This window comes from Rufibacter latericius, from assembly GCF_003721515.1.
In the GTDB taxonomy this organism is placed as follows: domain Bacteria; phylum Bacteroidota; class Bacteroidia; order Cytophagales; family Hymenobacteraceae; genus Nibribacter; species Nibribacter latericius.
In genome coordinates, this window is the sequence record NZ_RJJD01000015.1 from 38,258 (window position 1) to 60,122 (window position 21,865).

Consider the following 21,865-nt stretch of genomic DNA (forward strand, 5'->3'; position numbering starts at 1 on the left):
GTTTCGGCTATGCTGTGACCTGCCTTGAGGTACTTGATTACTTTGGGGTGCTGCTTTAACAAGTCCTTTGTGGTGCCCTCTTTCCTGCCCAGTTTCTTGCCTTTCCTTTTGGCCTCTTCTAACCCGCTGTGAATCCGCTCCACCAGCAACCCCCGCTCCATGTCTGCCAGGTCTGCCAATATGGTAAGAATCAGGTTGGCAACCGGGTTCACCTTGCCTTCAGGCGTTAGGGTCTCTATGCCATGGTTCCTTATCACAACACTAACCTTGTGGGCGTGTAGGACCTCCAGAGTTTTCAGGACCTGCAATGTTTTGCGGCCTAACCTTGAAACCTCATGCACCACCAGCTTATTGATTTTCTTTTCTTCTGCCAGCTTCAAGACTTCCTGAAGTATGGGGCGGTCCTCGTTCTGCTTGGTTCCGCTGATCACCTCTTCAAAGGTTTGCACTGTCTCCCAACCCTGTGAGGTGGCGTACTCCGTCAGCTCACTGATTTGGCGGTCTGTGCTTTGGGTTCTGGTAGAGACTCTGGCAAGTAAGGCTACCTTGTTTTTCATGGGTTAGGGTTGGGTCTTTGTACGTCACAAAGGTAGCAGCATTATTCAATTAATTAAATGTTTTTGTGAATAAACCTAAAGAAAGATTCAATGCCTGTTTGCAGCAACTAGGAGGAGGTTTTCTGAATAACCTTTTTTTGAATAAGGTACATCTCAGTTGAGCCTCCGATTGCATGACTATTCAGGATGTTGAACACCCCCGGCCATGGCCTGCCAAGTGTATCAGGTCATGCGAGGAAGAGAGAGAGACTTGCTGTAATGGAAGAGTGCCTGAGGGTGCTTGTATCCATTGGCCTGAAAATTCAGGTCAATGAAATTGAGGAGGGAGTATTTGGGAATAAGGCCCCGGCACATGCTGTCAAGGGTACCAGGTTATATCGGGAGAGAGGAAAAATTACAGTGTTTGGAGAGACCCTAAAAATTGCTTTATATTGATTGAAAATAGTGTATTAGGCAGTACAGTTCCTTTGATTCAACTAACGGCAGCCAAATAACCGGATACTTGTCTCTGGAAGTAGGTCCAATAATGGAGGCTAATTAAATGGATTAATATTTAATTGGTAGTTTATTAATAAAAAACGACCTAATTATTAAATAGTAAAAATAAATCTTAACCATTATTAATATAATTAATATGTTCAATCTATTCAACAAAAAACAGGAAGAAAATCCCTTAAAAGAGGTTTTTGGAAACTTAACCGAAAACCAAAGAATGTCTGTCATGAACTTGCTGATGACCATCGGAGCATGTGACGAAGAAGAACTGTCTGATAAAGAAATGCAGTACCTTAATGTCTATGCTAAAATTCTGGATGTTAAAAGCAATGAGAAATGCATGTCTTACTTTGAATTAGAGGAGCATGCGGGGATAATAAAGGACTTGAGACCTGTTACTGAAAAACAAAAAAAGTTCTTAGTTGTTGCGGCTTGGGAAATGATTGTATCTGATGGAAGACCAAATGAAACGGAGCTATCAGTTGCAAGTTCTTTGTTTGAAGAGATCGGTGTTAGTAACGAAGAATTTTCTAAGACAATAAAAGCGAGCCTAAAGGCAACAAATAATCTATTATGATGATAGATGTTGATTTGAATTATAACCAAGTATTTATTTTATTATAACTCACCTCTTAGAATGTGTTTTTAATTTATGACTTCTTATGCCGAAATAGAATTTAACTACCCACAAAATAATGGAGTAGTTAAGCGGAGCTCTTCGCTCATATTAACTGTTGAAGGTGATATTAATATCAAAGCTGATAATATTTTTAATAATCTGACTAACCTTGGCGATAGAGTGAAGGCAGCAGAGCTAGATAGGCTTGAACAAAATGGTGAGATTGTTATTATTGACAAATCTACAGATAGAGTAAAGTATAAAATTTTGTAATACTCTAAAAGTGCGATTATGATGTAGTGTGCTCTCTATTGGGTTAGGCCATGCAAAAGTTCAGAGACAGCCTTGCACATACCTATGGTTTCAAGGTTTTTATAGGTTCTCCCCATTTTTATGGGAGAGTTATTAATCAGGTGTGATGACTATGACATAGCAAAAAAACTTGTTCTTTAACCTTTGAGCGAGTTTTTTGCTATGATTTAGTATGCTTATGAAAGGCGACAGTTAATTCCTCCTAGATAGGTGCTTTCATTAATAAATGGACTGTGAATGATTAGCTGCCCCTCAAATCTGTATTAAATTCTGATTAGGGAATCTACTTAATATGAATTAAGGTCAAGTTACGTAATATAAGAAGCTACAATAACCGCCACCATCTTTTCTTGTTCTCCCTCTTCTTAATTGTTCTTTTTTTTCTCCCAAAAATTATCAAGCTGACTTTTGGGATAATAAAGCAACTTTCCTCCCCTCTTTAGCGGCTGAAGAAGTTTTTTGTGATTATAATAGTACATGGTACTCTTTTCAACTTTCAAATACTTTGCAGCTTCATCAATATCCAACAATTCATCATTTGGGTCAATTCTGTCATTAGGTAAATCCAGTTTCCCCAATACTTTCTGTCGTTCCAGGATATCTTTCACACCCCTCTCCAAAAGCTTAACTTTTTCAGGAATCATCTCTACTAGTACAGCGAACTGCTCTGATAAATCTTTTAAGTGAATTAAAAACAAATCCCTTGGGGAAGGCTCATCTACTCCTTTCTTAGCTTGCTGGACAAGAAAACTTGGAGGTGCCTCATGGTTAAACCTATTCTCTAACATTTGCTCAATCCTACCACTACCATATTCAATTTGAATATACTTTAGAAAGGAAATCCTTTCTATAACATCTAATTGAAATAGTAAATCATCCAACTTCCAAGTTAGGCTAATATCTTCACGCACCAACTGCCACAGCAGTAAATCATATTTTTTAAAATCCATTATGTAAAGATTGTTTCTGCAATGGTTAGTTGTCCATGCTCTCAAAGGCTTCTACTAGAGTCCTACCAAGCAATTGAGCATATATCTCTGTTGTATGGATATTTGAATGCCCCAACCCTTCTTTCACTGCTTTTAAATTACCTGTTTTTAAAAGCATCAAAGTCGCACAGGTATGTCTACCTGTATGCCAGGTAACATTAGTAGTGATACCAGCCTGCCTAACCCAATCTCTTATTATGTCATACCTATTACCATCCCCTTGAAAGGGCCAAGGGAAAACATTTTCAGAAGGCTCTCCTCTTTCTCCCATATAGAATTGTGCATTTTTATTTAATGGGACAACATGAATCTTTTTAGGTGTCTTTACCGGCCGGAAAGTTAGTCTACCATCCTTGACGTTGCTCCATTTGATTTCCTTTAAATCAGATATACGCAACCCAGTATAACAGCCAAACAAGAACATTCTTTTTATAACATCATATTTACAGGGGGCTTTCTTAAGACTCTCCAATTCCTCTTCCGATAAAAATACTCTTTGGGGAACATGCTCTTTAATGGGAGGTACATCAAGAGTAGGGTCAATATCAATAATACCTTTTTTGTGAAGAGTAATAATGAATTGCTTAAACTTCAAAAAGCAGGTCTTAGCAAAATTTTGGCTAAGGTTCTTCAATAAATAATCCCGAAACCCTTCAGCCACTTCAGTTGAAAGTTCCTTCATCATCATAGAGCCTCCGCAAAATTTTGAGAAATGCTTGTAAGAGCAATATGTGTTACTCCTAGGTCCTCGGATTTGGAATTGCTTATCTGAAAATTCTTTAAAGCTCTTGAGGAAGTCTTTATTTCCCTTATCAACGTTAGCAAAACTCAACCTATGATTCAAGAGTTCCACAACTCTTCCAGCAACTATCTTTTCAACTTCAGCATCAACTAGCTTATTAAAAGCTTTCTCCTCAGCAGTTGTTGGCTTTGCATACCTGTACAAGTCTTCCAAGAACTCATACTTCCGCTTCTTGTCTTTGTAGATGTCCAGATAAATGCTTTGCTTGTTATCTTTCCTGTCTTTATAACGAACTTTTACTCCCATGTTACCTCCTTTGTTATTGTTGTTACTAATTGATTTCTGCAAACGTATCGTAACATTTTCAGTAACGCAAGCCCCCCCAAACAACTCAAAAGACTTCAAACAACTTCAAAGCATTTCAAAGTATAATTATTTGACCACCAATTACTTAACCCTATTTTCACCCCCTATTTAAAGGATTCAAACACTACTTCAACCTTTGTCCTTGTGGCTTTTACAACGATCCAAGCAAAGATTGTGTCTGCGGACCGGGCGTGGTGCAGCGGTACCTGAACAAGGTGAGCGGTCCCTTGCTGGACCGCATTGACCTGCACGTAGAGGTAACCCCGGTTTCCTTTGACCAAATGACCGAGACCCGCAAAACCGAAACCAGCTCAGACATACGGGAGCGGGTAGAACGCGCCCGGCAATGGCAGGCAGATCGGTTCAAAGACTTCCCAGACATCCACTCCAACGCCATGATGCCGCCGCAGATGGTCAAAGACCTGTGCCGTATCAACGAGCCTGGTCGCCTGCTGCTAAAAGCCGCCATGGAAAAACTAGGGTTATCGGCCCGTGCCTATGACCGCATCTTAAAGGTAAGCCGCACCATCGCTGACTTAGCCGGTTCTGAAGCCATTAAAATAGAACACCTCGCGGAGGCCATCCAGTACCGCAGCCTGGACCGCGAAGGTTGGGCCGGCTAATAAACCGAAGCCTTTCTTTCTCACTTCCCTTGCTCCCTCTTTTGGCCTGCTTTTCCTGAAAGCAGGCCAAAAGAGGGATTTCTTCGTGTTTTATTTCCTGAAGGATAGGGGTAATTAGATATATCCCTGTCTAGTAGGGGAAGGCTGATAATGGCGGTCCTTTCAAGTGAATCGCTTTATTTTCTTCGCTCCTGCCTGGGCAGGAAAAAGGTAGATAAAGCATGTTTTAAACTTAACATTTGCTCAGTATGCTAACTAAAATCGGACTTTCATTATCAGGCTGGCTCCAGGGCTTTCTACCTACGCCTAAGTATAGACTAGCGCCTATATTGCTACTCACTAGAAGAAAAAATTTTTAATCACCTATTCATACCAAACCTTAAAAAAAACTTCATGAAAAAGCTAGTATTCTTTGTTGCCGCATTGTTCACCACCTATTTTGCTCAAGCCCAGGAGGGAATCAAATTGGGTTTAAAAGCAGGTGGCAACTTCTCTAACTTAACTGGTAAAGACGCGGATGATGATTCTGAATATGTATTTGGTTTCCATGGTGGAGCTTTCTTAGATTATGGAATATCTGACATGGTTTCCATCAGACCTGAACTTCTGTATACCTTAAAAGGAGCAAAAGGAGAGATAAAAGAGGATGATATGGATTACACAGAAAAATTAAGAATGCATTATCTCGAACTTCCTCTTCTGGTTAGAATCAATACAGGCTCACCCGGTTTGTTCTTTGAAGCTGGCCCAACATTCTCTTATTTGTTAACCGCCAAAGCAACTGCTGAAGGAGAAATTGACGGAGAAGAGATTGATGAAAGTGAAACAGTGACTGAAACTTTTAAGAAACTTGATATTGGCTATGCAGCTGGTCTTGGTTATCAATTAGGTAGCGGTTTAGGACTTGGCTTACGCTATGTAGGTGGCTTAAGCAAGATTATTGATGCAGATGATGAGGATGACAGTCCTAAAATCAACAATTCAGTTTTTCAACTTTCTCTTAGCTACACTCTAGGTGCGAGATAAATTATAAAGTTTCTAGACTCTGAAAAGGGCTCCTCTGGGAGCCCTTTTTTTATGTGGGTGCAGGTAAACAGCTCTCTTTAGACAACAAACTGCTGTTTGATTCACTAGTGTTTTCCGCCTCTCTTCATGAAAACAGGCAAAAAGAATAAATACGCATTTTTGTTTTCGAGCACTAAACGGGCTTAAAGTAAAAAGGGCTAATCAGTCTTAATTACCTGAGAAACAACCTCTCTAATACCTATTCTTATCTTTTTCTAAGTTGATTAAATACGTACCTGCTCCCTGCCTGTGGGAAACTTCCTACCAAAAACAAGAACATTTTCTTTCCACGGCGTATAAGGGAAGGTTTTACAAGGGTTCATCAGACAAACAACCCAGTACTTAATTTAAATACCACTATGAAGAAGATTGTATTATTTGTAGCAGCCGTGCTTTCCTTTGGTGTAGCGCAGGCGCAAACAGGTCCACGTTTCGGAATCAAGGCGGGAGCAAACTACTCCAACATCTCTGGGAAGGAACTGGCCAACGAAAATATCTATCAAAATAAACTGGGGTTTGTAGGTGGTGTAACCGCCAACTTTGACCTGAGCGGTGATGGATTCCTGTCTGTGCAGCCAGAGCTTCTGTTCTCACAGCGCGGCTACCAGTACCGTGACGAGAAGTTCACTAGGAACAACGTAGAGTATAAACGCAAAGGCGACGTTAACTACAATTACCTGGATTTGCCGGTTCTCCTGAGAATAAACGCCGGAGGGCTTTTCTTTGAAGGTGGTCCGCAAGCGTCTTATCTGTTAGGCATCAAAGACAACACCGAAGAGCAAATTGGCTCAGGAAAGTTTGAACGCTCTACAAAGGTAGAGAAAGACAATCTTTCTGAACTTGAAATTGGGTACGCGGCTGGTTTAGGATATCAGGCCCAAAATGGTCTTAGCTTAGGCCTTCGCTACACCGGCGGTATCAATGCCCTAGCCAAAGAAGACAGCGATGAATTGACCAATGCACGTCATTCTGCTTTCCAACTTACCTTAGGCTACGTATTCGGTGGCCGCTAATAAGATCAGATTTTAATTTTTGAAAAGAGGAGCCGCAAATGCAGCTCCTCTTTTTTTGTCTTCATTTTCAGCCCTTTATTCAGAAACCATTTCCAAAACAGCTTTGGTATCTGCCCCTTTCATGATTTAGGCACAGTGTTTGATTAAATACTCACAAACAAGGGAACTAAATCAAACTTTTAAAATCATGAAAAAATTCGTCTTCTTATTTGTGGCCATAGTAGCTTCTTATGCTGCTCAAGCCCAGTCTTCCTTCGGGATAAAAGGTGGTCTTAACTACTCAAACCTTTCCGGCGATTTACAGAACCAGGAAAGATTCAACAACAAAGTGGGTTTCAACGCCGGGGTTTACTTCAACGCGCCCATCATCGGGGACTTCTTCTCTATTCAGCCGGAAGTGCTGTATTCCAACAAAGGCTACAAGTACGATGATAAAGTAGAAACCACTTTGCTAGGCGTTGAAAATAGATACGAAGGAACCGCCAATTTCAATTACATTGACGTTCCGGTTTTGGCCCGCATAAAAGCCAGCAGTTTGTTCTTTGAGGCTGGTCCGCAGGTTTCTTACCTTGTGAGCGTGAACGACAAAACCAAACACTTCAGAGATGGCGAATTAGTGAACCGCGAGATAAGTCAGAAAAGCAAAGCTGGTTACTCAGACTTTGAAGTAGGCTACGCCGCCGGAGTTGGTTTTGCCACCGCTAACGGCATCAGTTTGGGTCTGCGTTACAACGGCGCCTTCACCGACTTAACCGATGATTCTCCGGCCAGAGGCGAGATCAAGAATGCCCGCCATTCTTCCTTCCAGTTGTCACTGGGCTTCCCGCTGAGCAGATAATCAGTACCTTTTATAAACAGAAAGCCCCGCTAAGTTTAGCGGGGCTTTCTGTTTATAGGCCCTTTTCAGAAAAGAAGGCGAAAAAAAGAATTAAGCTTGTGGCGCGTGCAAGGAAGCAAAATGTTGGTAAAACAACGGAATGGTCTCAATGCCTTTCATGAAGTTGAACACCCCAAAATGCTCGTTGGGCGAATGGATGGCATCAGAATCAAGCCCGAAGCCCATGAGCACGGTGTCGGTTTCCAGCACAGACTTGAACATGGCCACGATTGGGATACTGCCTCCGCTGCGTACCGGCACCGGTTTCTTGCCAAATGTATCTTCCATGGCGCGGGCTGCCGCCTGGTAACCTGCCGAAGTGGTAGGCGTCACCACCGGCTCTCCGCCGTGGTGCGGTTTTACCACTACTTTCACACTAGGCGGCGCGATAGACTCAAAATGCTTCTGGAACAGCTCAGTGATTTCTTCTGAGGTCTGGTGCGGCACCAGGCGCATAGAGATCTTCGCGAAAGCCTTGGAAGGAATCACGGTTTTAGCGCCTTCGCCGGTGTAACCACCCCAAATGCCGTTCACATCTAAAGTTGGTCTAATGGAATTACGCTCCATAGTAGAGTACCCGGTCTCGCCGTGTACATCAGAAAGATCAAGGGCTTGCTTGTAGGCCTCCAGGCTGAAAGGTGCCCGGCCCATCTCGGCGCGTTCTTCCGGGCTCAGTTCCTCTACGTTGTCATAGAACCCCGGAATGGTGATGTGGTTGTTCTCATCGTGCAGAGACGCAATCATCTTGCATAGGATGTTTATAGGGTTGGCTACCGCGCCGCCGTACAAGCCCGAGTGCAGGTCGCGGTTAGGGCCGGTTACCTCTACCTCGTGGTAGCTGAGTCCGCGTAGGCCGGTCGTCACCGAGGGCACGTCGTTGGCCAGCATGCCAGTATCCGAAATCACGATGATGTCGGCTTTGAGGCGCTCTTTGTTTTCTTTCACGAAGGTGGCCAGGTTCACCGAGCCCACTTCCTCTTCGCCCTCAATCATGAATTTCACGTTGCAGGGCAAGGCCTGTTGCTGCATCATGGTTTCAAACGCCTTTACGTGCATGTAGGTCTGGCCTTTGTCATCACAGGCACCGCGGGCGTAGATTTTCTCGTCTTTGATCACCGGCTCAAACGGCGGCGAGTTCCAGAGTTCATAGGGGTCGGCGGGTTGCACGTCATAGTGGCCGTACACCAGCACCGTTGGCAAAGCCGGGTCAATGATCTTATCGGCGTACACAATGGGGTTGCCTTCGGTCTGGAACAACTGGGCATTGTCGGCACCGGCTTCCTGTAACTTTTCCCGCAGAAATTCAGCCGCCCGCATCACGTCTCCCTTAAAAGAAAGGTCTGCACTTACAGATGGAATGCGCAACAACTCCAGCAACTCTTGCAGAAACCGGTCTTTGTTCTCTTCAATATAGGCTTTCATAGTATCAGGTTGATGATGGGTGAAGTTAAAACAAAAAGTGCCCTTCTCCTTCCAGAAAGACACTTCTTCAGTTGATTTTACTTTTCAGAACGGTTCAAAGCAGCAGTTACCCCACGTTTTAAGGCCGATTTCCGGAAAAACCCTCTAAAACGGAAAATCCGCTGAATTCAACCTTACTTACTTTTAAACGGGTTGATGTTGGCTTTGCTTTCCACGCCTTGCATGAGGCGGGTGATGTTCTTTTTGTGCGTTAACACCACCATCACCGCAATGAACACCCCGAAGATGGGCAGAAGCAGGTTGTCTGGCTTGAACATAGGCAACAACAACAGCAACGGAAACGAGATAGCCGCCAGCATGGAACTCAGAGACACGTATTTGGTCAAGAGCAGCACCACCACAAAGATTCCCAGGCAGATCAAGGCTACCGGCAGATGTACCGCCAGCACCATGCCCATGACCGTAGCCACGCCTTTGCCTCCTTTAAAACCCACATACACCGGGAAAATATGCCCGATGACGGCTACCACCCCCAGAATCAGTTTGAACATAATCAGCTGCTGCGGCTCAATCACGTCCCAGTTCAGGAGCAGATTCGCCAGTGAGGTAGCAGCCCAGCCTTTAAGAATGTCTACGGCCATCACAATGGAACCCGGTTTCTTTCCCAGCACCCGGAAGGTATTAGTGGCCCCGGCGTTGCCGCTGCCGTGCTGGCGTACGTCAATGCCATAGAATTTTTTGCCCACCCATACCGCCGTAGGGATAGAACCAATCAGATAAGCCAACAAGATAATTCCGCCAATAATGACTATCTCCATGTGTATACCGGGTTTTGTAGATCTTTTCTTAGATACGGCTGCCGCCGATAGGGTTCCAAAAATATATTTCTTCAAATATAGACAAACCCCACCCACGACCCAACACTGCCCCCAACAGGTCTTAAACGAAGCATCCCGTTTAGGGGCGGTTTCTGGAAAACCTGCCCTAAAACGGGATGCTTGAAAAAGAACAGCTGCTTACTGCCTAGTTGCCAACCGGCGGAATGTCGGGTTGGGTTTCCCCGGCTTTCTTCTTCTTGTCCTTTTTCTTTTTGCCGGAAGCGTCTTCCTGCTCAGTCACCGGTGTCTCAAAACCTGAGGGCACGATATCAACCGCTTCCTCTTTCTTTTTCTTCTTGTCTTTCTCCTTGGAGGCTTCTGGTTTTGCTACTGGCGTCTCAAAGCCGGCTGGTACGGCGTCACCCTCGGCTTCTTTCTTTTTCTTCTTGCCTTTGGCTTCCTCGGCCTGGGCCGGAGCCTCAAACCCGGCCGGAATAGCACCCGTATCCACTTCCTCCCCTTTCTTTTTCTTCTTGCTCTTCTTGTCGGTGTCTTCTTCCATGGCGGTGTCAAAGGTGTTGTACACTGGTTGCGGAGCCGCTTTCAAGGCCTCTTTGCCCAGGTACGTCTTCCGGAAGTAGTTCACGAACTCCATTCTGTCAAGGTCTTCCAGCGGATAGAAGGTGTAATCCCCCCCGGCCACTGTTCTCCCTTTTGATTTGGAAGCCACTTCCCCGTTAAACTGAGGATCTGAAGACGTCATACCTAGTCCACCTTCATAGAAGTTGAAGTAGTACCACACATACGGGTTCACCTCCAGGTACATTCCTACGGCATCACCGGCAGGTCCGGCTTTGATCTCAATGTGTCCGGTGATTTTGGCGTTCACGTCGGTTTTGTCAATCCCGGCAATGCTGATAGGACCCACGCTGTACCAGGCCTTATTCTTTGGAGACCACTTCAGGTTTACCTGGTTCAGCACCAACGTGTGAATAAGTTTAGGCGAGATCTTTGAGAAAGGAACGTATCCTTTGGAGGTGGCAGCAGTAAAATCGGCTACGCCTTTGTCTCCTATGAATGCAGCTAACTTGAACGGAAGGGTAGCGTTGTTTAATTCCACTCCTTCCGGAAGGCCTGCTACATCTTTCGCTACTTTCGCGCCCATGCTCTCAATCGCCTTAGAAGGGGCATCGAAGTCAAACGCCATAAAGGTATCTAACTCGTAGCGGCTGCTGTCGGTGCGGCCAGTGCCGGTACCCACAGTGGTGAGTTTGAACCCTTTCACCGGCCTGATCAGATTGAACTGTCCGTCGTACTTGGCCTCTTTGGTGACGTCGTTGTACTGGAGCATATTGCCGCTGTAGGAGTTTCCGTAGGCCCGGCCTTCATCGCCCAGTTTGTACATCTTTTCTTCCTTATTGAAAGAAAGCAGGCCCTGCACTTCAAACACATCAATGTCATCTTCAAACTGCTTCTTGGAGACAAAGGTGTTGTAGATTTTTCCGGAAGTGGTGTTCACGTGGATACCGGTTTTCAAAGGCGTGCCATCGGCTAGGGCCGGGTTCTTGATTTCCAGGCGCACATCTTCTGGGTTTACGCCGTCGCGTTTGTACGGGAACCAGTCTGAGCTCTCGTTTCCGCTGAACAGCATCTTGGCAAACCCGTCGAAATTCAGGATCTTCTTATTGGAAACCACGCCTACGTTGCCGTGGTACCGCACTTTAGGCATGATAAACAAAGTGTCCTTCTCTTTGACGGTTCCTTCGGCCAGGAAGAAGTTGGGCGCTTTAGGCTCGTCTTTCTTGCCGCCCTCCGGCTTTTGCCAGGTGAACTTGTCCATCTTTATTTTGTAGGCCTCTCCGCCGGCATTGGCAAACGTGTACAGGGCGTTACCTGTTAAACCGAAGCGGTTGTCAATGTGCAACTCACCCTTCACCATCTGGTGGAACTTCTGCACAGAGTCCATGGCCAGGCTGGCTTTCTGGAAGGTCTTCAGCTCAGCGTCTTTCAGGAACTGCACCCTGTTGCTGTCTGGGATGAGGTAACTGTCCCCTACCGGAATGTACGGCACACCCGAGGCCACCAACGTATAGTTGCTGAAGTCGTAGGTGGCACTTTTCGCTTTGAAGGCCAGCGAGTCATCGCCTGATTTCATGGAATAGAAGTATGACTCAGCGCCGTCTGTATTGCCGCTGGAAAGGGTAAGTTTCCTTGATTTGAAATCCCATTTACCGGCCGCCAACGATGATTTGTACTGGGCAAACGGGAACTCCGTGGTGGCTTTCCCTTTGGTTTCGGCCCCGTATTCTGCGTAACCGGCATCCATGTGGAAGTCCAGGAATATATCATACGTGGTGAGGGCCGGTATCTTTTTATCAGCGGAGGCGACTTCCATGCCGGCCTTGTTCCCGTGAATGAGTCCTTTCTTGAACACAAACAGCGGCGATTTCATGGCGACTTCTTTGTTCTCCACAACCCCATTCCCGAACAGAGAGGACGGTGTGAAGCCCAACATGCCTTTATAGGTAAACCGATCGTTGAAAATGCTCATCAGCTCCCGGCCCACGGTATGCACCTGTAGGGTGTCCTGGTACGGGTGCCAGTTCATCTTAAATGCCTTAAAAGTACCGCTCGGGTAAGAGCCCTGTGCCACGGTTCCCTCCTTGAAGCTTCCTTTCTTCCCTACCTCAGTGATGGCGGAATCCAGGAAGAATACGAAAGCGGGCGAGTGCATGGTGGCGGTCTGGTAGCTCAGTACGCCTTTTCCTCTCAAACCCTTGGTATCCATGGTGAGGGTATCGGTGAAGCGTCCTTTGCCCCCGTACACCGCGAACCCCGCCTTAGGAACCGGGTACGAAAAGCCCAGTGCCCCGTCTGGCTGAATGGCCAGCTTGGTTTCAAACGGCGGAAAAATACCCCCTGAGTTAAACGTTCCCTTGAACCCGATGACGTTGTTCTTGGTACTGGCCATGCTGTCAATCTTAAACGGCGGAATGTTGAAATACACGCTGGTATCATACACGCCACCCAGGATCTCGGGCTTATTGAAGTACACCGTCATGCCTGAGATCGCATCCAGAGCCGGATACCCTCCTGATTTCTTTTTCCCTGATTTATTGTCCGGACGGTTGAGGTACAGTTTGGCCTGGCCTTTTCCACCGCGGTTCACCAGTGTGAAAGGCGTTTCTTTCTCCTTGCCGTCTTTGCCTTTGGTTTTGGTCGTCAACACCGTTGAGTCGATTTTGGCCAGATCTATGAAAAAGCCATCATAATCGAAGAGAAACTCCTTGCCCCGGAAAGAAAAGTCAGTGGATTTCACCTTTCCGTTAAACAAGATGTTCCGGTTTTTCTGGATTCGCACCATCTGGCTGTCTGGCGTGGCAATCACCGATGAATCTCTGTGGAAAGCGAACGATTCTACTCCGCGCAAGATCAGATCACCGGAGGCCAGGTTCAGCGTGGCGTTCTTGCCGGCCGGAGAAAGCGCATTCAAGTGGATGTAGTCGTAATCCTTTTTGTTCCGGGAGGCATCTACGTAATGGTAGGCTTTCTCGCGCAGGCGCACAAACCCGGTAGCTGCGTCATAATCAAGAAAGTTGCCCTGAGAAAGCGTGGTGAGCGCATGGTGCAGAACCTCTTTCTTGATCTTGGTATCCTCGGCCATTTGGGCCAGGTAGAAGGTCTTGGACCCTATCTTGGCCCCATAACCTACCGTGGTATACAGCGGATGGAAATTGGAGATGGTTTTAATCTGTTGGAAGCGGGACTCAGTAAAATACTCTTTTGAGTTTACCTGCGCCGGCACTTCGTTCTTGGCCGTCAGGATAGAGAAATCAATGCTAGGTTCCTTGATGTTCCAGGCCGCCATATCTGTGGTGAGCTCAATCTGGTGGTAGGAATGGTAATACGGCGTCAGTTTGTAGAGCCCCTCGGGATTGATGAGCACCAACCGTTTTCCCTCCTTGTTGTACTTGAACTTCACACCCGGGTGGGTGATGGAATCTTTGCCCTGGAAAAGCGCAATACCAGCTTCAGGAGCGGTGATGATACTATCATTAATGGTGTAGTTCCGGGAAGTTGCCCTGAACTTCTGTTCTCCGCTCTCCGATACCCAGATAGTGGAGGGGCTGCCATCCAGGGCGGCACTCATTACGGTACTGCCCGCCAGGGAAAGACCGCCCAGGTACTTGATGTCAGAGCCAAACCGTTTGATTTTAGCGTTGTTAGTATGCGAGATGAACTTAGGAAATCCGTTGTCACCGTTGGCTTTGGCGCGGGTAAGACGGTATTCCAGGTTCCCGTGGATGGTGTTTTCCAGCACGGCCGGATAGGTCAAGGTCACGTCTTCGGCTTTGAAGGCAGGTTTGGCTACCTCAAACGACAGGTTCTTGAACTCAGCCGTAGCATCGCCGCCCAATTGGTTCCAGACCAGTTTTCCACCGGTACCCGCGTACATTCCGTTGGCCAGCGACACAGCGCCCGTGGCTTCTTTGATGGTCACAGAGTCATACGCCGAGGTAAACAACAGGTCTGCTTTCTGCACTACCACCACCGGACCGGCCAACACCGGCAACGGTGCCGACACATACTCCTGCACCAAGACAGGCACCGGTTCAGCTTCCACCGGCTCTGGGGTTTCCTTTTTAGCGATGGCAGACTTGGTGACTGTCTTTTTAGAGCTGCTTGCAGCCTTGGCAGCTTTGGGTTTGGTCACCTTCTTAGGAGTATCCCAGGCTGCCCATGGGTCTTCTTCTACAGGCTTGGCTACTTTTTTGGGAGCTGGTTTAGGGGCCGGAGCTGCGGTTTTAGTTGCAGAAGCTGGTGTAGTAGCCTTAGCAACGGGAGCCGGTGTAGCCGGAGCGGCAGGTTCTTCGGTTCCCCAACCAGAATCAGTGGCAGGAGTGATCGTTCCTTCGCGGTACTCAAAGGCAAAGGCGCCGCCCTGGGCCTGTAAGCTATTGGTAGGGCCTTTGTAGAGCGTTTTGTCGGCTAGAAACTTTTGGGTGTTTACCAGAAACTTCTCATACACTTTGAGGTCTTGCTTCTGAAGCGTTTGCTCTATCACGTTCAGCAATTGGTCCAGGTTAGCGCCGGTGTACTGGTGCAGGTTTACGCTGGCCCCCACGGTACCCAGAAAATTTTCAAAGTGCGGCCGAGACTTCAGCTTTTTCTTGAGCATCTGCTGGGCCAGGTCCATCACCTTTCTTTGCTGGGTAGAACTCAGGCGGCCGCTGCTCCAGGCCTGCTCAAAGCTGGTGCCCGTTTGTACCGCCGCCGCGTTCTTGGTGCCGGCCATGAGCGCGCGTATGTCCAGGGCGAACTGCGCCGGATCATCGGCAGAAATCTTATAGGACTGCGCATGGCTGGCCAGCCCACTCAATAAAAAAATCAGGAGGAGATAGAAATGCTTCATAAGGTACGATGCGGTCTATTTAGTGGCTGTTTTCCGGAAAATGGCCGAAACCCAGTTATTCTTGTTTCTGGAGGTCTCAAAAATGAGGCCAAGCTCTGCGGCCCGCTCCTGCAGGATAGGTAGGTCTTCGGTGTAAAATCCGCTGAGTACCAAGGGCTCACCATCCAGGAGCAATTGGCTGTAGACCGGCATATCTTCCAGCAGCACGTTGCGGTTGATGTTGGCCAGGATGAGGTCAAAAGGAGCTTCGCCCTGCAGCACGGCGGCATCGCCCAGGCGCACTTCCAAGGTAGTGCAGTTGTTGCGCTCGGCGTTTTCGCGGGCGTTTTCCACGGTCCAGTCTTCAATGTCTACGGCCAGCACCTGGCGGGCACCCAGTTGTTCGGCCATGATGGCCAGAATACCCGTGCCGCAGCCCATGTCCAGCACGCGCTTCCCGGCGTGGTCTAGGGTAAGCTGGTTTTCAATCATGAGCGTGGTGGTCTCGTGGTGACCCGTTCCGAAGGACATTTTAGGCGTGATCACGATGTCGTACTCAATTCCTTCGGGCTTGGGGTGGAAATCGGCGCGTACAGATACTTTTTCAGCGATGAGTAGCGGTTCAAAGTTCTTCTCCCACTCCTCGTTCCAGTTCTGCTTAGCAATGCTTTTGGTTTGGTACGGGAACTCGCCGGCAAAACTGTAGCGCTCCAATACTTCCTGCAAGGCATCCTCAGAAAACCGCTCCTCTTCAATGTACCCCTGAAACCCGTTGTCGGTGTCTTGGAAGGTATCAAACCCTAATTCGCCCAGTTCAGCGATCAGGATTTCTGCGTACTCAGGCGAGGCGGTAACCGTTACTTCAATAAAACTCATAAACGTTTTTATAAAAATTCTGCCATACAGCAGAAGACTAGGTAAATATTTTAACGAAAATAAGAGGAATATCTTGCGTTTTAGTCTTATTTCTAGAGAAGGAGGCAAAAAGCATGAAATTACTTTTTGTCATGGTTTATAGGATGATTGCCAAGAGGTTGGCTTGAAAGCATTTCGGGCCTGTTTTCTGCAAAACAGGCCCGAAACATACGGCAATTACTATATAAAAATTCAAACTAGCTCTGCGGCTTTTTCAACCGCTGAAACTAGAAAGATTTGATGATATCGGTGAAGTCTCTGGACTTGAGGGAAGCCCCGCCAATTAGACCACCGTCTACATCTGGCTGTGAGAACAACTCCTTAGCGTTCCCTGGGTTGGCGCTGCCGCCATACAGGATAGTTTTGTTGTAAGCCGCCTCGGCGTCAAAGATCCGGGAAAGCTCTTCCCTGATGTAGGCGTGCATTTCCTGCGCCTGCGCGCTGCTGGCGGTTTTACCCGTCCCGATGGCCCAGATGGGCTCGTAGGCAATCACAATCTGGTCGAACTCCTCGTTGCTCAGGTGCGCCACGGTGTCCCGCAGTTGCTGGCCTACGTACTTGAAATGGTCTTCGGCCTCGCGCACCTCCAAGGGCTCGCCGCAGCAGAAGATTGGCTTGATGCCCTGACCTAACGCTGCTTTCATTTTCTTCAACAGCAGGTCTGCATCTTCATTGTGGTATTGACGCCGCTCTGAGTGGCCCACCAAAACGTACTCCACCCCCACGGATTTCAGCATGCTCGCTGATACCTCGCCGGTGTACGCGCCGCTTTCGTGGGCACTTACGTCCTGCGCTGCCAGGTGCATGCGTTGGTTTCCTTGGATTAGTTTGCTGATGGAGTGCAGGAACGGAAACGGCGGTGTGACAATCACCTCCACGTTGTCTCCGGAGACCTCGTCTTTCACCATGTTGTCAATCTCGCTGACCAGTGCCTGGGCATCCTGGTAGGTTTTGTTCATTTTCCAGTTGCCGGCAACAATGTTCTTTCTCATAGCCATGAATTTGGTGGTTGGCAGAAGCGGCGGTTGTGCGCAGCCCCGCGTTTTTAGGTTCTTTTTCTGAAAACAGCTCTAAAAGGTCTTCCAACCGGAAGGACCCAAGTCGCTGTTGGGCCGCTAAGTTAATGATTTGTGGTTTACGAGCGCTCCCCTACCCTGGAAGATGTGCTACCTGCGCCACCCTAACCTAAGGGCCGCCCAAAGAAAGGTTTTCTGGTCCACGGCATTCATAATCCGGAGGTCTTCTAACAGAGAGGTCTCTTCGTTCAGGAACTTGAGGATGAGGCTGGCGGGCAGTTTGCTGAACATGTCATGGAAAACCTCCCAGGGTTCCTGCTTTTTCTCCAGCAACACCCGCAGGAACACGCTATCATAAAAAGCGAATTTATCAATGGCTTTCGCGGAGCCCTCTAATGGTTCTCTCCCCTTTGCGAGATTCCGGGCGATGGCTGCGCACTGCCGCTGGATAAAGCTGAAGGTGTAGCCCGTGGAGGCTTTGGTGGCGCCGCCCGCCGTCCCGATGTTGATGACCTGCTCGCTTATGCCCTTGGAGAAAGGCGCATCGGTCATGGGAATGATCCCGAATTCTTCGTGGGTGATCTCGTACTGGGTGAGCTGCAGGAAGTCGCGGAGGTAGGCTCTCAGTTCAAGGTCATATTCTTCCTGCGGCAACGCCGATTCAGAGAAACCGGTGTACTCCACCAGCGCCTCGTGCGCGTTGACAGGCAAGACGTACATAAACCGACAGTCTTGGTGCTGCGCTACCCTGAAATCCATGAGCGTGGGTTCCTCGGGTTTAAAGACCGCCGAGGCCGTTTTGATGAAAATGCCCTTAAAATGCTGCACCAGGTAATGCTTCTTCGGCAGTTTGGGAATCTGGAAGAGCACGCTGTTGAAAACGTAATCTGCCTGGTATTCCGCTTTTTTGCCTTTGAGGATTCCGTTCGCTTCCAACGACACAATCTCGTCTTGCCGGAACTCCACGTTAGGAAACCGCTCCACCAAACTTAAACAATACTGATAGAACGAAAGGCTGTCCAGCATTTTGTACCGGTACGGGCTGATGTCCAGCAAAGCCGAGAAATGGGGGGAATGGAAATGCAGCTTAGACCATTTGCTTTTGAGGCAGCTCTCGAAGGGACTTTCGTCCGTTTCCCAGAAGCACCAGGTGCGGTCATTGGTTTGTTTCAGGTCGCGGTCCAGCAGCAGAATGCGTTTATTTTGCAGGCTTTCATGGCCCAACATGTGACAAACCAGGCTCAAGCCGGCTGCTCCAGCCCCCGCAATGATGTAATCGTAGGTGAGGGCTTTATCGGGCATACACCAATTCCGCCAGGTTGAGCAACAGGAAAAAAACGAACTGCACCAGCAGGAAATAAGGCGCAAACAGGTTTCTAGAATTCTTCAGCAAAGGAATGAGCACCAACGCGAACAGGAAACTGAAGCCGTACCAAGCCAGGTAGTTTTGCAAGGGCGGTGTGTGGTTGTCCCAGTACCAGAAATCGAAGGTCTCACAGACCTGCTCAATCAGAAAATCTATGCTCACCGGAATGGCCGCCGCCACCGCTGCCTTTTCTAAATAAGACTTCTTCCATTGGTTCACCACTGCCACCGCTGCAAAACAAAGGGCGGCCCAGTTCATGCCAATCACCAGCGGCACCGCCATGAATTTTGGCCCGAAGGCCTCGCCGTAGTGGTAGGCGCCAAACACCTTCCCCGTCGCTACGCCAATGATCTCGGCCGTTAGTCCTACCAGAAACACGGCTACCGCACCTACGACCATCTTTACCGTGAGCCCCTGGTGGTTCCAGAGCAGCAATCCGGTGGCCAGGATCAGGTTCAGCGGCGTGTTGCTCAGAAACCAATCCCGGAAAGGCGTATAGAACCCAATGAGCCCGCACACGTGGAACAGGCAGATAACACCCACGGAGAGCTGGAGTTTGTTGATGGAAAGAGGAGCGGTGAGTTCCTTCATTCAGATCTGGACTTGGTTTGAAGTTGGCACAAAAGCGGCTATACGCTACATCGGCAATATAGTCAACCAGAATGAGAAGGAATTGTTGTAGAAAGATTTTCTAGGGCAAGATTAGAATCTACCGTTTTAAACCCGTTTCCTAAAAAATTAAGTCAAATAAGGACTTATAGTTAAGCTGTAAATCTGATGATCATGGGGAAAAATCGCTTCAATTTATAAATGCTTTAAAAAGCAGAAATCATCATAAATAAGCCAAATGTCAATGAAAGAATTATACCAAAGATCATTTTGATATTTCCTGTGTATAGCCAATCACCGTTCTTGATTTTAAAATAAGTTGCCTTGATCAAGATCAATAAAAAACCCGTGAGGAATAAGGCCATACCCAAGATAAATTTAACCCAATCCATATTAAATTTTAAAGAATAAAAGGCCTACTTACCTGTTTAGAGACAGTAAATTAAACACATTTATGCCTTGCCTTAAAATAGACAACATACCATATTTTACAATGCACTTCTAAACTTATAAAGCCCTATGAACATAAACAGCTCATAGGGCTTAAACTTAATACTTCATTTCCAAACCAACTTTTCAAGAACAACCTCTAAACAGCTCCACATCTACTGATTTAGCACCGCTCGGCGTAGTTGTCTTCCTAATTTCACCAAAACCTGCTTTGCTGATGAGTGCTACTTGGTTTGCATGCTGGTAAGGCTGGTAGGTTCTGGGAGGTCATTGTAGTACAGCAACTTTACGGTGGGGTAAGTGGCCAGAATATCATTCATGATTTTGCGGTGCGAGGCACCCACGGCTACTATTACCCGCTTTGCTTTATGTGCCCGTGCTAGGCTTACCAAGTTCTGGCACATGCCCTCGTTGCGGAGCTGCCAAAAATGGTACATGTCTTTGATGGCCTGGGTGGGAAAGCCGGGCAGGTCATACAAGATTGAGCCTCCGTAGAAGTTGTAGGCTGCATCCATTTGGGCGTAGGTCTCTGAGTTGTTGATTTGGTAGCTGGTCATCTTGCTTTCCTTAATCTTCTGCCCCATCTCGGCGTAGAAGCGGTCACGGGTTTTCACCACCAAGGCTGCCGGCGAGGTGGAATCCTGTTTGGCGGTGGCTTCCATGGCCTCAATGGCCACTTTGGCCTTGTACCAGGCTTCGCTCCAAACGTCGTCGTATTTTTGGCAGTCCATGGGGTAGATACGAGGCATTCCCAGTTCATACACCAGCGGGAAGATAATCTGGTGGTACTCCGTTTTAGGTCTTATCAGTTTAAGCGCTATCAAAGTGTCTACACTCAGGAACGCCTTCTCAAATACGTTTCTCTCCCCTTCGCCAAACTTAGACGCCATCTTGTTCTGCAGTACCCAAAGTTGGTACTCGGCGTTGCCGCGGTCAAAGTTCAGGACATGGTGCTGGGCTAAGGTCATCCTGGCCTGGTGCAGAAACTGGAAACGAGCCAGCGCTTCTTCGGTCTGTTTTATTTTACGGGGCAGCATAGCAGGTTTCACGGGTTTGCTGCGCTGCGCGATGAAGTCGTGCTTGGGTTTGAACCCTACCGCGTTGTAGCTGTCAGGAGGCAGTGCTTTCAGGTCTGCGGGGGAAAGGTATTCGCCGAAGACCATGTCGGGTTGAAGGGCTTTCAGTTTCCCGATGATCTTGCTGTAATCACCGGGGGTGTTCTGGTGGGAGGTGCCCAGCACCAGTATCTCCAGGGTGTCTGATTGGGCAGCCGCGCTCAGGGCAGATAAGAAGAACAGACACAGGAAAAGGCGTAGTTTTGAAAACATGGCTATAAAACAGTTAGAAGTATAAAATCACAATAAGGGTAGGAAAAGGAAATAAGCATCTGGTCCGGAGCCGATGCCCCCAGAAGGATTTTAAGAAAGTAGCGGTCTTTCTTATGCTATGAATAGTTGATGACGGCAGGAAGCAGATTACAGCATCCGTCCTTCCGTGAGTTCCCGAATGCTCTCGCGGTAGCGCGTGCCAATGGGCACCTGCACCTGATTAATCATCTCAATGTTGTTCCCCTGGATAACCTTGATAGCCGATTTCCGAATGATGTAGGACCGATTCACCCGCAGGAAATCTGAGGACAGCAACTCTTCCATTTTAGTCATAGTCATGTGCGTAATGATGACCTTGCCAGTTGTATGAACTTTGAGGTAGTCTTTCATGCCCTCCACCAAAAGCACCTGGTCTTGGGGTACGTTCAGGAACTTCTTATTTTCCTTGATCAGCAGCATGGGCTTGTCTGCGGTACTGGCTGATAGAGGAACAATTGGTTTCTCGACTTGCAGATGCTGGGCGTACGCAATCTTCTCTTTCACCTTATGGACGGCCTTTACAAAGCGGTCAAAAGTGATGGGTTTCAACAGGAAATCTGCCACGTCATGGTCAAAGCCTTGCACGGCATATTCAGAGTAGGCGGTGGTGAGTATAACGTGCGGTTTAAGGCCGTTGAATGTGTTCAGGTATTCCAGGCCAGTCATCTCGGGCATGTTCACATCCAGAAACAACAGTTGGGGACGGGAACCGGTGGCTCCTTCCAGTGCTTGCAGGGCATTGTCATAGACGGCCACCAGATCAAGGTAGCCCAGCCGCCCTACGTACTTCCTGAGTAGTTCCTGCCCAAGGGGCTCATCGTCAATGATCACGCACGCAATTCTTTCTTCCAT

18 protein-coding genes and 1 pseudogene are annotated in these 21,865 nt (G+C 47.7%); 7 read left to right on the plus strand and 12 right to left on the minus strand.

What is annotated here, in order from left to right; translation table 11 throughout:
• The coding region (locus EFB08_RS17690; RefSeq protein WP_133306559.1) for a recombinase family protein at positions 1-557 on the minus strand (557 nt) is incomplete at its 3' end.
• A 186-nt stretch (positions 558-743) separates the two neighbouring features.
• Here EFB08_RS17690 and EFB08_RS23375 point away from each other — a divergent pair.
• The 3 genes from EFB08_RS23375 to EFB08_RS17700 all read left to right on the plus strand — a co-directional run bounded on the left by EFB08_RS23375 (position 744) and on the right by EFB08_RS17700 (position 1,944).
• A complete protein-coding gene (locus tag EFB08_RS23375) occupies positions 744-992 on the plus strand; it encodes a hypothetical protein (protein WP_125077785.1) in 249 nt (82 codons plus the stop codon).
• 199 nt (positions 993-1,191) lie between these two features.
• Positions 1,192-1,629 carry a hypothetical protein gene (locus EFB08_RS17695; RefSeq protein WP_123128307.1) on the plus strand — a complete coding sequence of 146 codons (438 nt, stop codon included), beginning with the start codon at positions 1,192-1,194 and terminating at the stop codon, positions 1,627-1,629.
• A 75-nt stretch (positions 1,630-1,704) separates the two neighbouring features.
• Positions 1,705-1,944 carry a hypothetical protein gene (locus EFB08_RS17700; RefSeq protein ID WP_123128308.1) on the plus strand — a complete coding sequence of 80 codons (240 nt, stop codon included), beginning with the start codon at positions 1,705-1,707 and terminating at the stop codon, positions 1,942-1,944.
• Positions 1,945-2,348: 404 nt separating this feature from the next.
• On the opposite strand, the gene EFB08_RS17705 is transcribed toward EFB08_RS17700, so the two are convergent.
• Positions 2,349-2,933 carry a helix-turn-helix domain-containing protein gene (locus EFB08_RS17705; RefSeq protein WP_123128309.1) on the minus strand — a complete coding sequence of 195 codons (585 nt, stop codon included), beginning with the start codon at positions 2,931-2,933 and terminating at the stop codon, positions 2,349-2,351.
• A 25-nt stretch (positions 2,934-2,958) separates the two neighbouring features.
• Positions 2,959-4,020 (minus strand): tyrosine-type recombinase/integrase, encoded by a 1,062-nt coding sequence (locus EFB08_RS17710; protein WP_125077786.1) that lies wholly within the window; start codon positions 4,018-4,020, stop codon positions 2,959-2,961.
• Positions 4,021-4,211: 191 nt separating this feature from the next.
• On the opposite strand from EFB08_RS17710, the pseudogene EFB08_RS17715 reads away from it, so the two are divergent.
• From EFB08_RS17715 to EFB08_RS17730, 4 genes and pseudogenes are all read left to right on the plus strand, one after another.
• Positions 4,212-4,703: pseudogene (locus tag EFB08_RS17715) on the plus strand (magnesium chelatase subunit ChlI family protein); the annotation flags it as partial.
• A 393-nt stretch (positions 4,704-5,096) separates the two neighbouring features.
• Positions 5,097-5,729, plus strand: a complete 633-nt coding sequence (locus tag EFB08_RS17720; RefSeq protein ID WP_123128311.1) for a porin family protein — start codon at positions 5,097-5,099, stop codon at positions 5,727-5,729.
• Between the two features lie 398 nt (positions 5,730-6,127).
• Positions 6,128-6,781 carry a porin family protein gene (locus tag EFB08_RS17725; RefSeq protein ID WP_123128312.1) on the plus strand — a complete coding sequence of 218 codons (654 nt, stop codon included), beginning with the start codon at positions 6,128-6,130 and terminating at the stop codon, positions 6,779-6,781.
• A 187-nt stretch (positions 6,782-6,968) separates the two neighbouring features.
• Entirely contained in the window at positions 6,969-7,619 is a 651-nt protein-coding gene (locus EFB08_RS17730) for a porin family protein (protein WP_123128313.1), read from the plus strand.
• A gap of 90 nt (positions 7,620-7,709) precedes the next feature.
• Here EFB08_RS17730 and EFB08_RS17735 read toward each other — a convergent pair whose 3' ends face one another.
• The 9 genes from EFB08_RS17735 to EFB08_RS17780 all read right to left on the minus strand — a co-directional run bounded on the left by EFB08_RS17735 (position 7,710) and on the right by EFB08_RS17780 (position 21,865).
• On the minus strand, positions 7,710-9,143 hold the full coding sequence (locus tag EFB08_RS17735) for a dipeptidase (RefSeq protein WP_262707488.1): 1,434 nt from the start codon (positions 9,141-9,143) through the stop codon (positions 7,710-7,712).
• A gap of 110 nt (positions 9,144-9,253) precedes the next feature.
• Positions 9,254-9,898 (minus strand): glycerol-3-phosphate 1-O-acyltransferase PlsY, encoded by a 645-nt coding sequence (gene plsY, locus EFB08_RS17740; RefSeq protein WP_123128314.1) that lies wholly within the window; start codon positions 9,896-9,898, stop codon positions 9,254-9,256.
• Positions 9,899-10,103: 205 nt separating this feature from the next.
• The gene (locus EFB08_RS17745; RefSeq protein WP_123128315.1) at positions 10,104-15,311 is read right to left on the minus strand and encodes a hypothetical protein; all 5,208 of its coding nucleotides are present in this window, start codon (positions 15,309-15,311) and stop codon (positions 10,104-10,106) included.
• A 15-nt stretch (positions 15,312-15,326) separates the two neighbouring features.
• Positions 15,327-16,166 (minus strand): 50S ribosomal protein L11 methyltransferase, encoded by an 840-nt coding sequence (gene prmA / locus EFB08_RS17750; RefSeq protein WP_123128316.1) that lies wholly within the window; start codon positions 16,164-16,166, stop codon positions 15,327-15,329.
• Between the two features lie 266 nt (positions 16,167-16,432).
• Entirely contained in the window at positions 16,433-17,197 is a 765-nt protein-coding gene (gene tpiA, locus EFB08_RS17755; RefSeq protein WP_123128641.1) for a triose-phosphate isomerase, read from the minus strand.
• Positions 17,198-17,371: 174 nt separating this feature from the next.
• Positions 17,372-18,523, minus strand: a complete 1,152-nt coding sequence (locus EFB08_RS17760; protein WP_123128317.1) for a lycopene cyclase family protein — start codon at positions 18,521-18,523, stop codon at positions 17,372-17,374.
• Complete coding sequence (locus tag EFB08_RS17765) at positions 18,513-19,178, minus strand: carotenoid biosynthesis protein (protein WP_123128318.1); 666 nt, start codon at positions 19,176-19,178, stop codon at positions 18,513-18,515. The genes EFB08_RS17760 and EFB08_RS17765 overlap by 11 nt, the downstream gene beginning before the upstream one ends.
• Before the next feature lie 692 nt (positions 19,179-19,870).
• Positions 19,871-20,974 (minus strand): DUF5694 domain-containing protein, encoded by a 1,104-nt coding sequence (locus tag EFB08_RS17775; protein WP_123128320.1) that lies wholly within the window; start codon positions 20,972-20,974, stop codon positions 19,871-19,873.
• 147 nt (positions 20,975-21,121) lie between these two features.
• Positions 21,122-21,865, minus strand: coding sequence for a LytR/AlgR family response regulator transcription factor (locus tag EFB08_RS17780; RefSeq protein WP_123128321.1), 744 nt, complete (start codon positions 21,863-21,865; stop codon positions 21,122-21,124).

Bases quoted from the DNA above. Each gene is read 5' to 3' on its own strand.
- EFB08_RS17695 (WP_123128307.1), top strand. From the start codon at position 1,192: ATGTTCAATCTATTCAACAAAAAACAGGAAGAAAATCCCTTAAAAGAG.
- EFB08_RS17765 (WP_123128318.1), bottom strand. From the start codon at position 19,178: ATGAAGGAACTCACCGCTCCTCTTTCCATCAACAAACTCCAGCTCTCC.
- EFB08_RS17700 (WP_123128308.1), top strand. From the start codon at position 1,705: ATGACTTCTTATGCCGAAATAGAATTTAACTACCCACAAAATAATGGA.
- EFB08_RS17705 (WP_123128309.1), bottom strand. From the start codon at position 2,933: ATGGATTTTAAAAAATATGATTTACTGCTGTGGCAGTTGGTGCGTGAA.
- EFB08_RS17730 (WP_123128313.1), top strand. From the start codon at position 6,969: ATGAAAAAATTCGTCTTCTTATTTGTGGCCATAGTAGCTTCTTATGCT.
- EFB08_RS17780 (WP_123128321.1), bottom strand. From the start codon at position 21,865: ATGGAAGAAAGAATTGCGTGCGTGATCATTGACGATGAGCCCCTTGGG.
- EFB08_RS23375 (WP_125077785.1), top strand. From the start codon at position 744: ATGTTGAACACCCCCGGCCATGGCCTGCCAAGTGTATCAGGTCATGCG.
- EFB08_RS17720 (WP_123128311.1), top strand. From the start codon at position 5,097: ATGAAAAAGCTAGTATTCTTTGTTGCCGCATTGTTCACCACCTATTTT.
- EFB08_RS17725 (WP_123128312.1), top strand. From the start codon at position 6,128: ATGAAGAAGATTGTATTATTTGTAGCAGCCGTGCTTTCCTTTGGTGTA.
- EFB08_RS17745 (WP_123128315.1), bottom strand. From the start codon at position 15,311: ATGAAGCATTTCTATCTCCTCCTGATTTTTTTATTGAGTGGGCTGGCC.
- tpiA (WP_123128641.1), bottom strand. From the start codon at position 17,197: ATGAGAAAGAACATTGTTGCCGGCAACTGGAAAATGAACAAAACCTAC.
- EFB08_RS17710 (WP_125077786.1), bottom strand. From the start codon at position 4,020: ATGGGAGTAAAAGTTCGTTATAAAGACAGGAAAGATAACAAGCAAAGC.
- EFB08_RS17775 (WP_123128320.1), bottom strand. From the start codon at position 20,974: ATGTTTTCAAAACTACGCCTTTTCCTGTGTCTGTTCTTCTTATCTGCC.
- EFB08_RS17760 (WP_123128317.1), bottom strand. From the start codon at position 18,523: ATGCCCGATAAAGCCCTCACCTACGATTACATCATTGCGGGGGCTGGA.
- plsY (WP_123128314.1), bottom strand. From the start codon at position 9,898: ATGGAGATAGTCATTATTGGCGGAATTATCTTGTTGGCTTATCTGATT.
- prmA (WP_123128316.1), bottom strand. From the start codon at position 16,166: ATGAGTTTTATTGAAGTAACGGTTACCGCCTCGCCTGAGTACGCAGAA.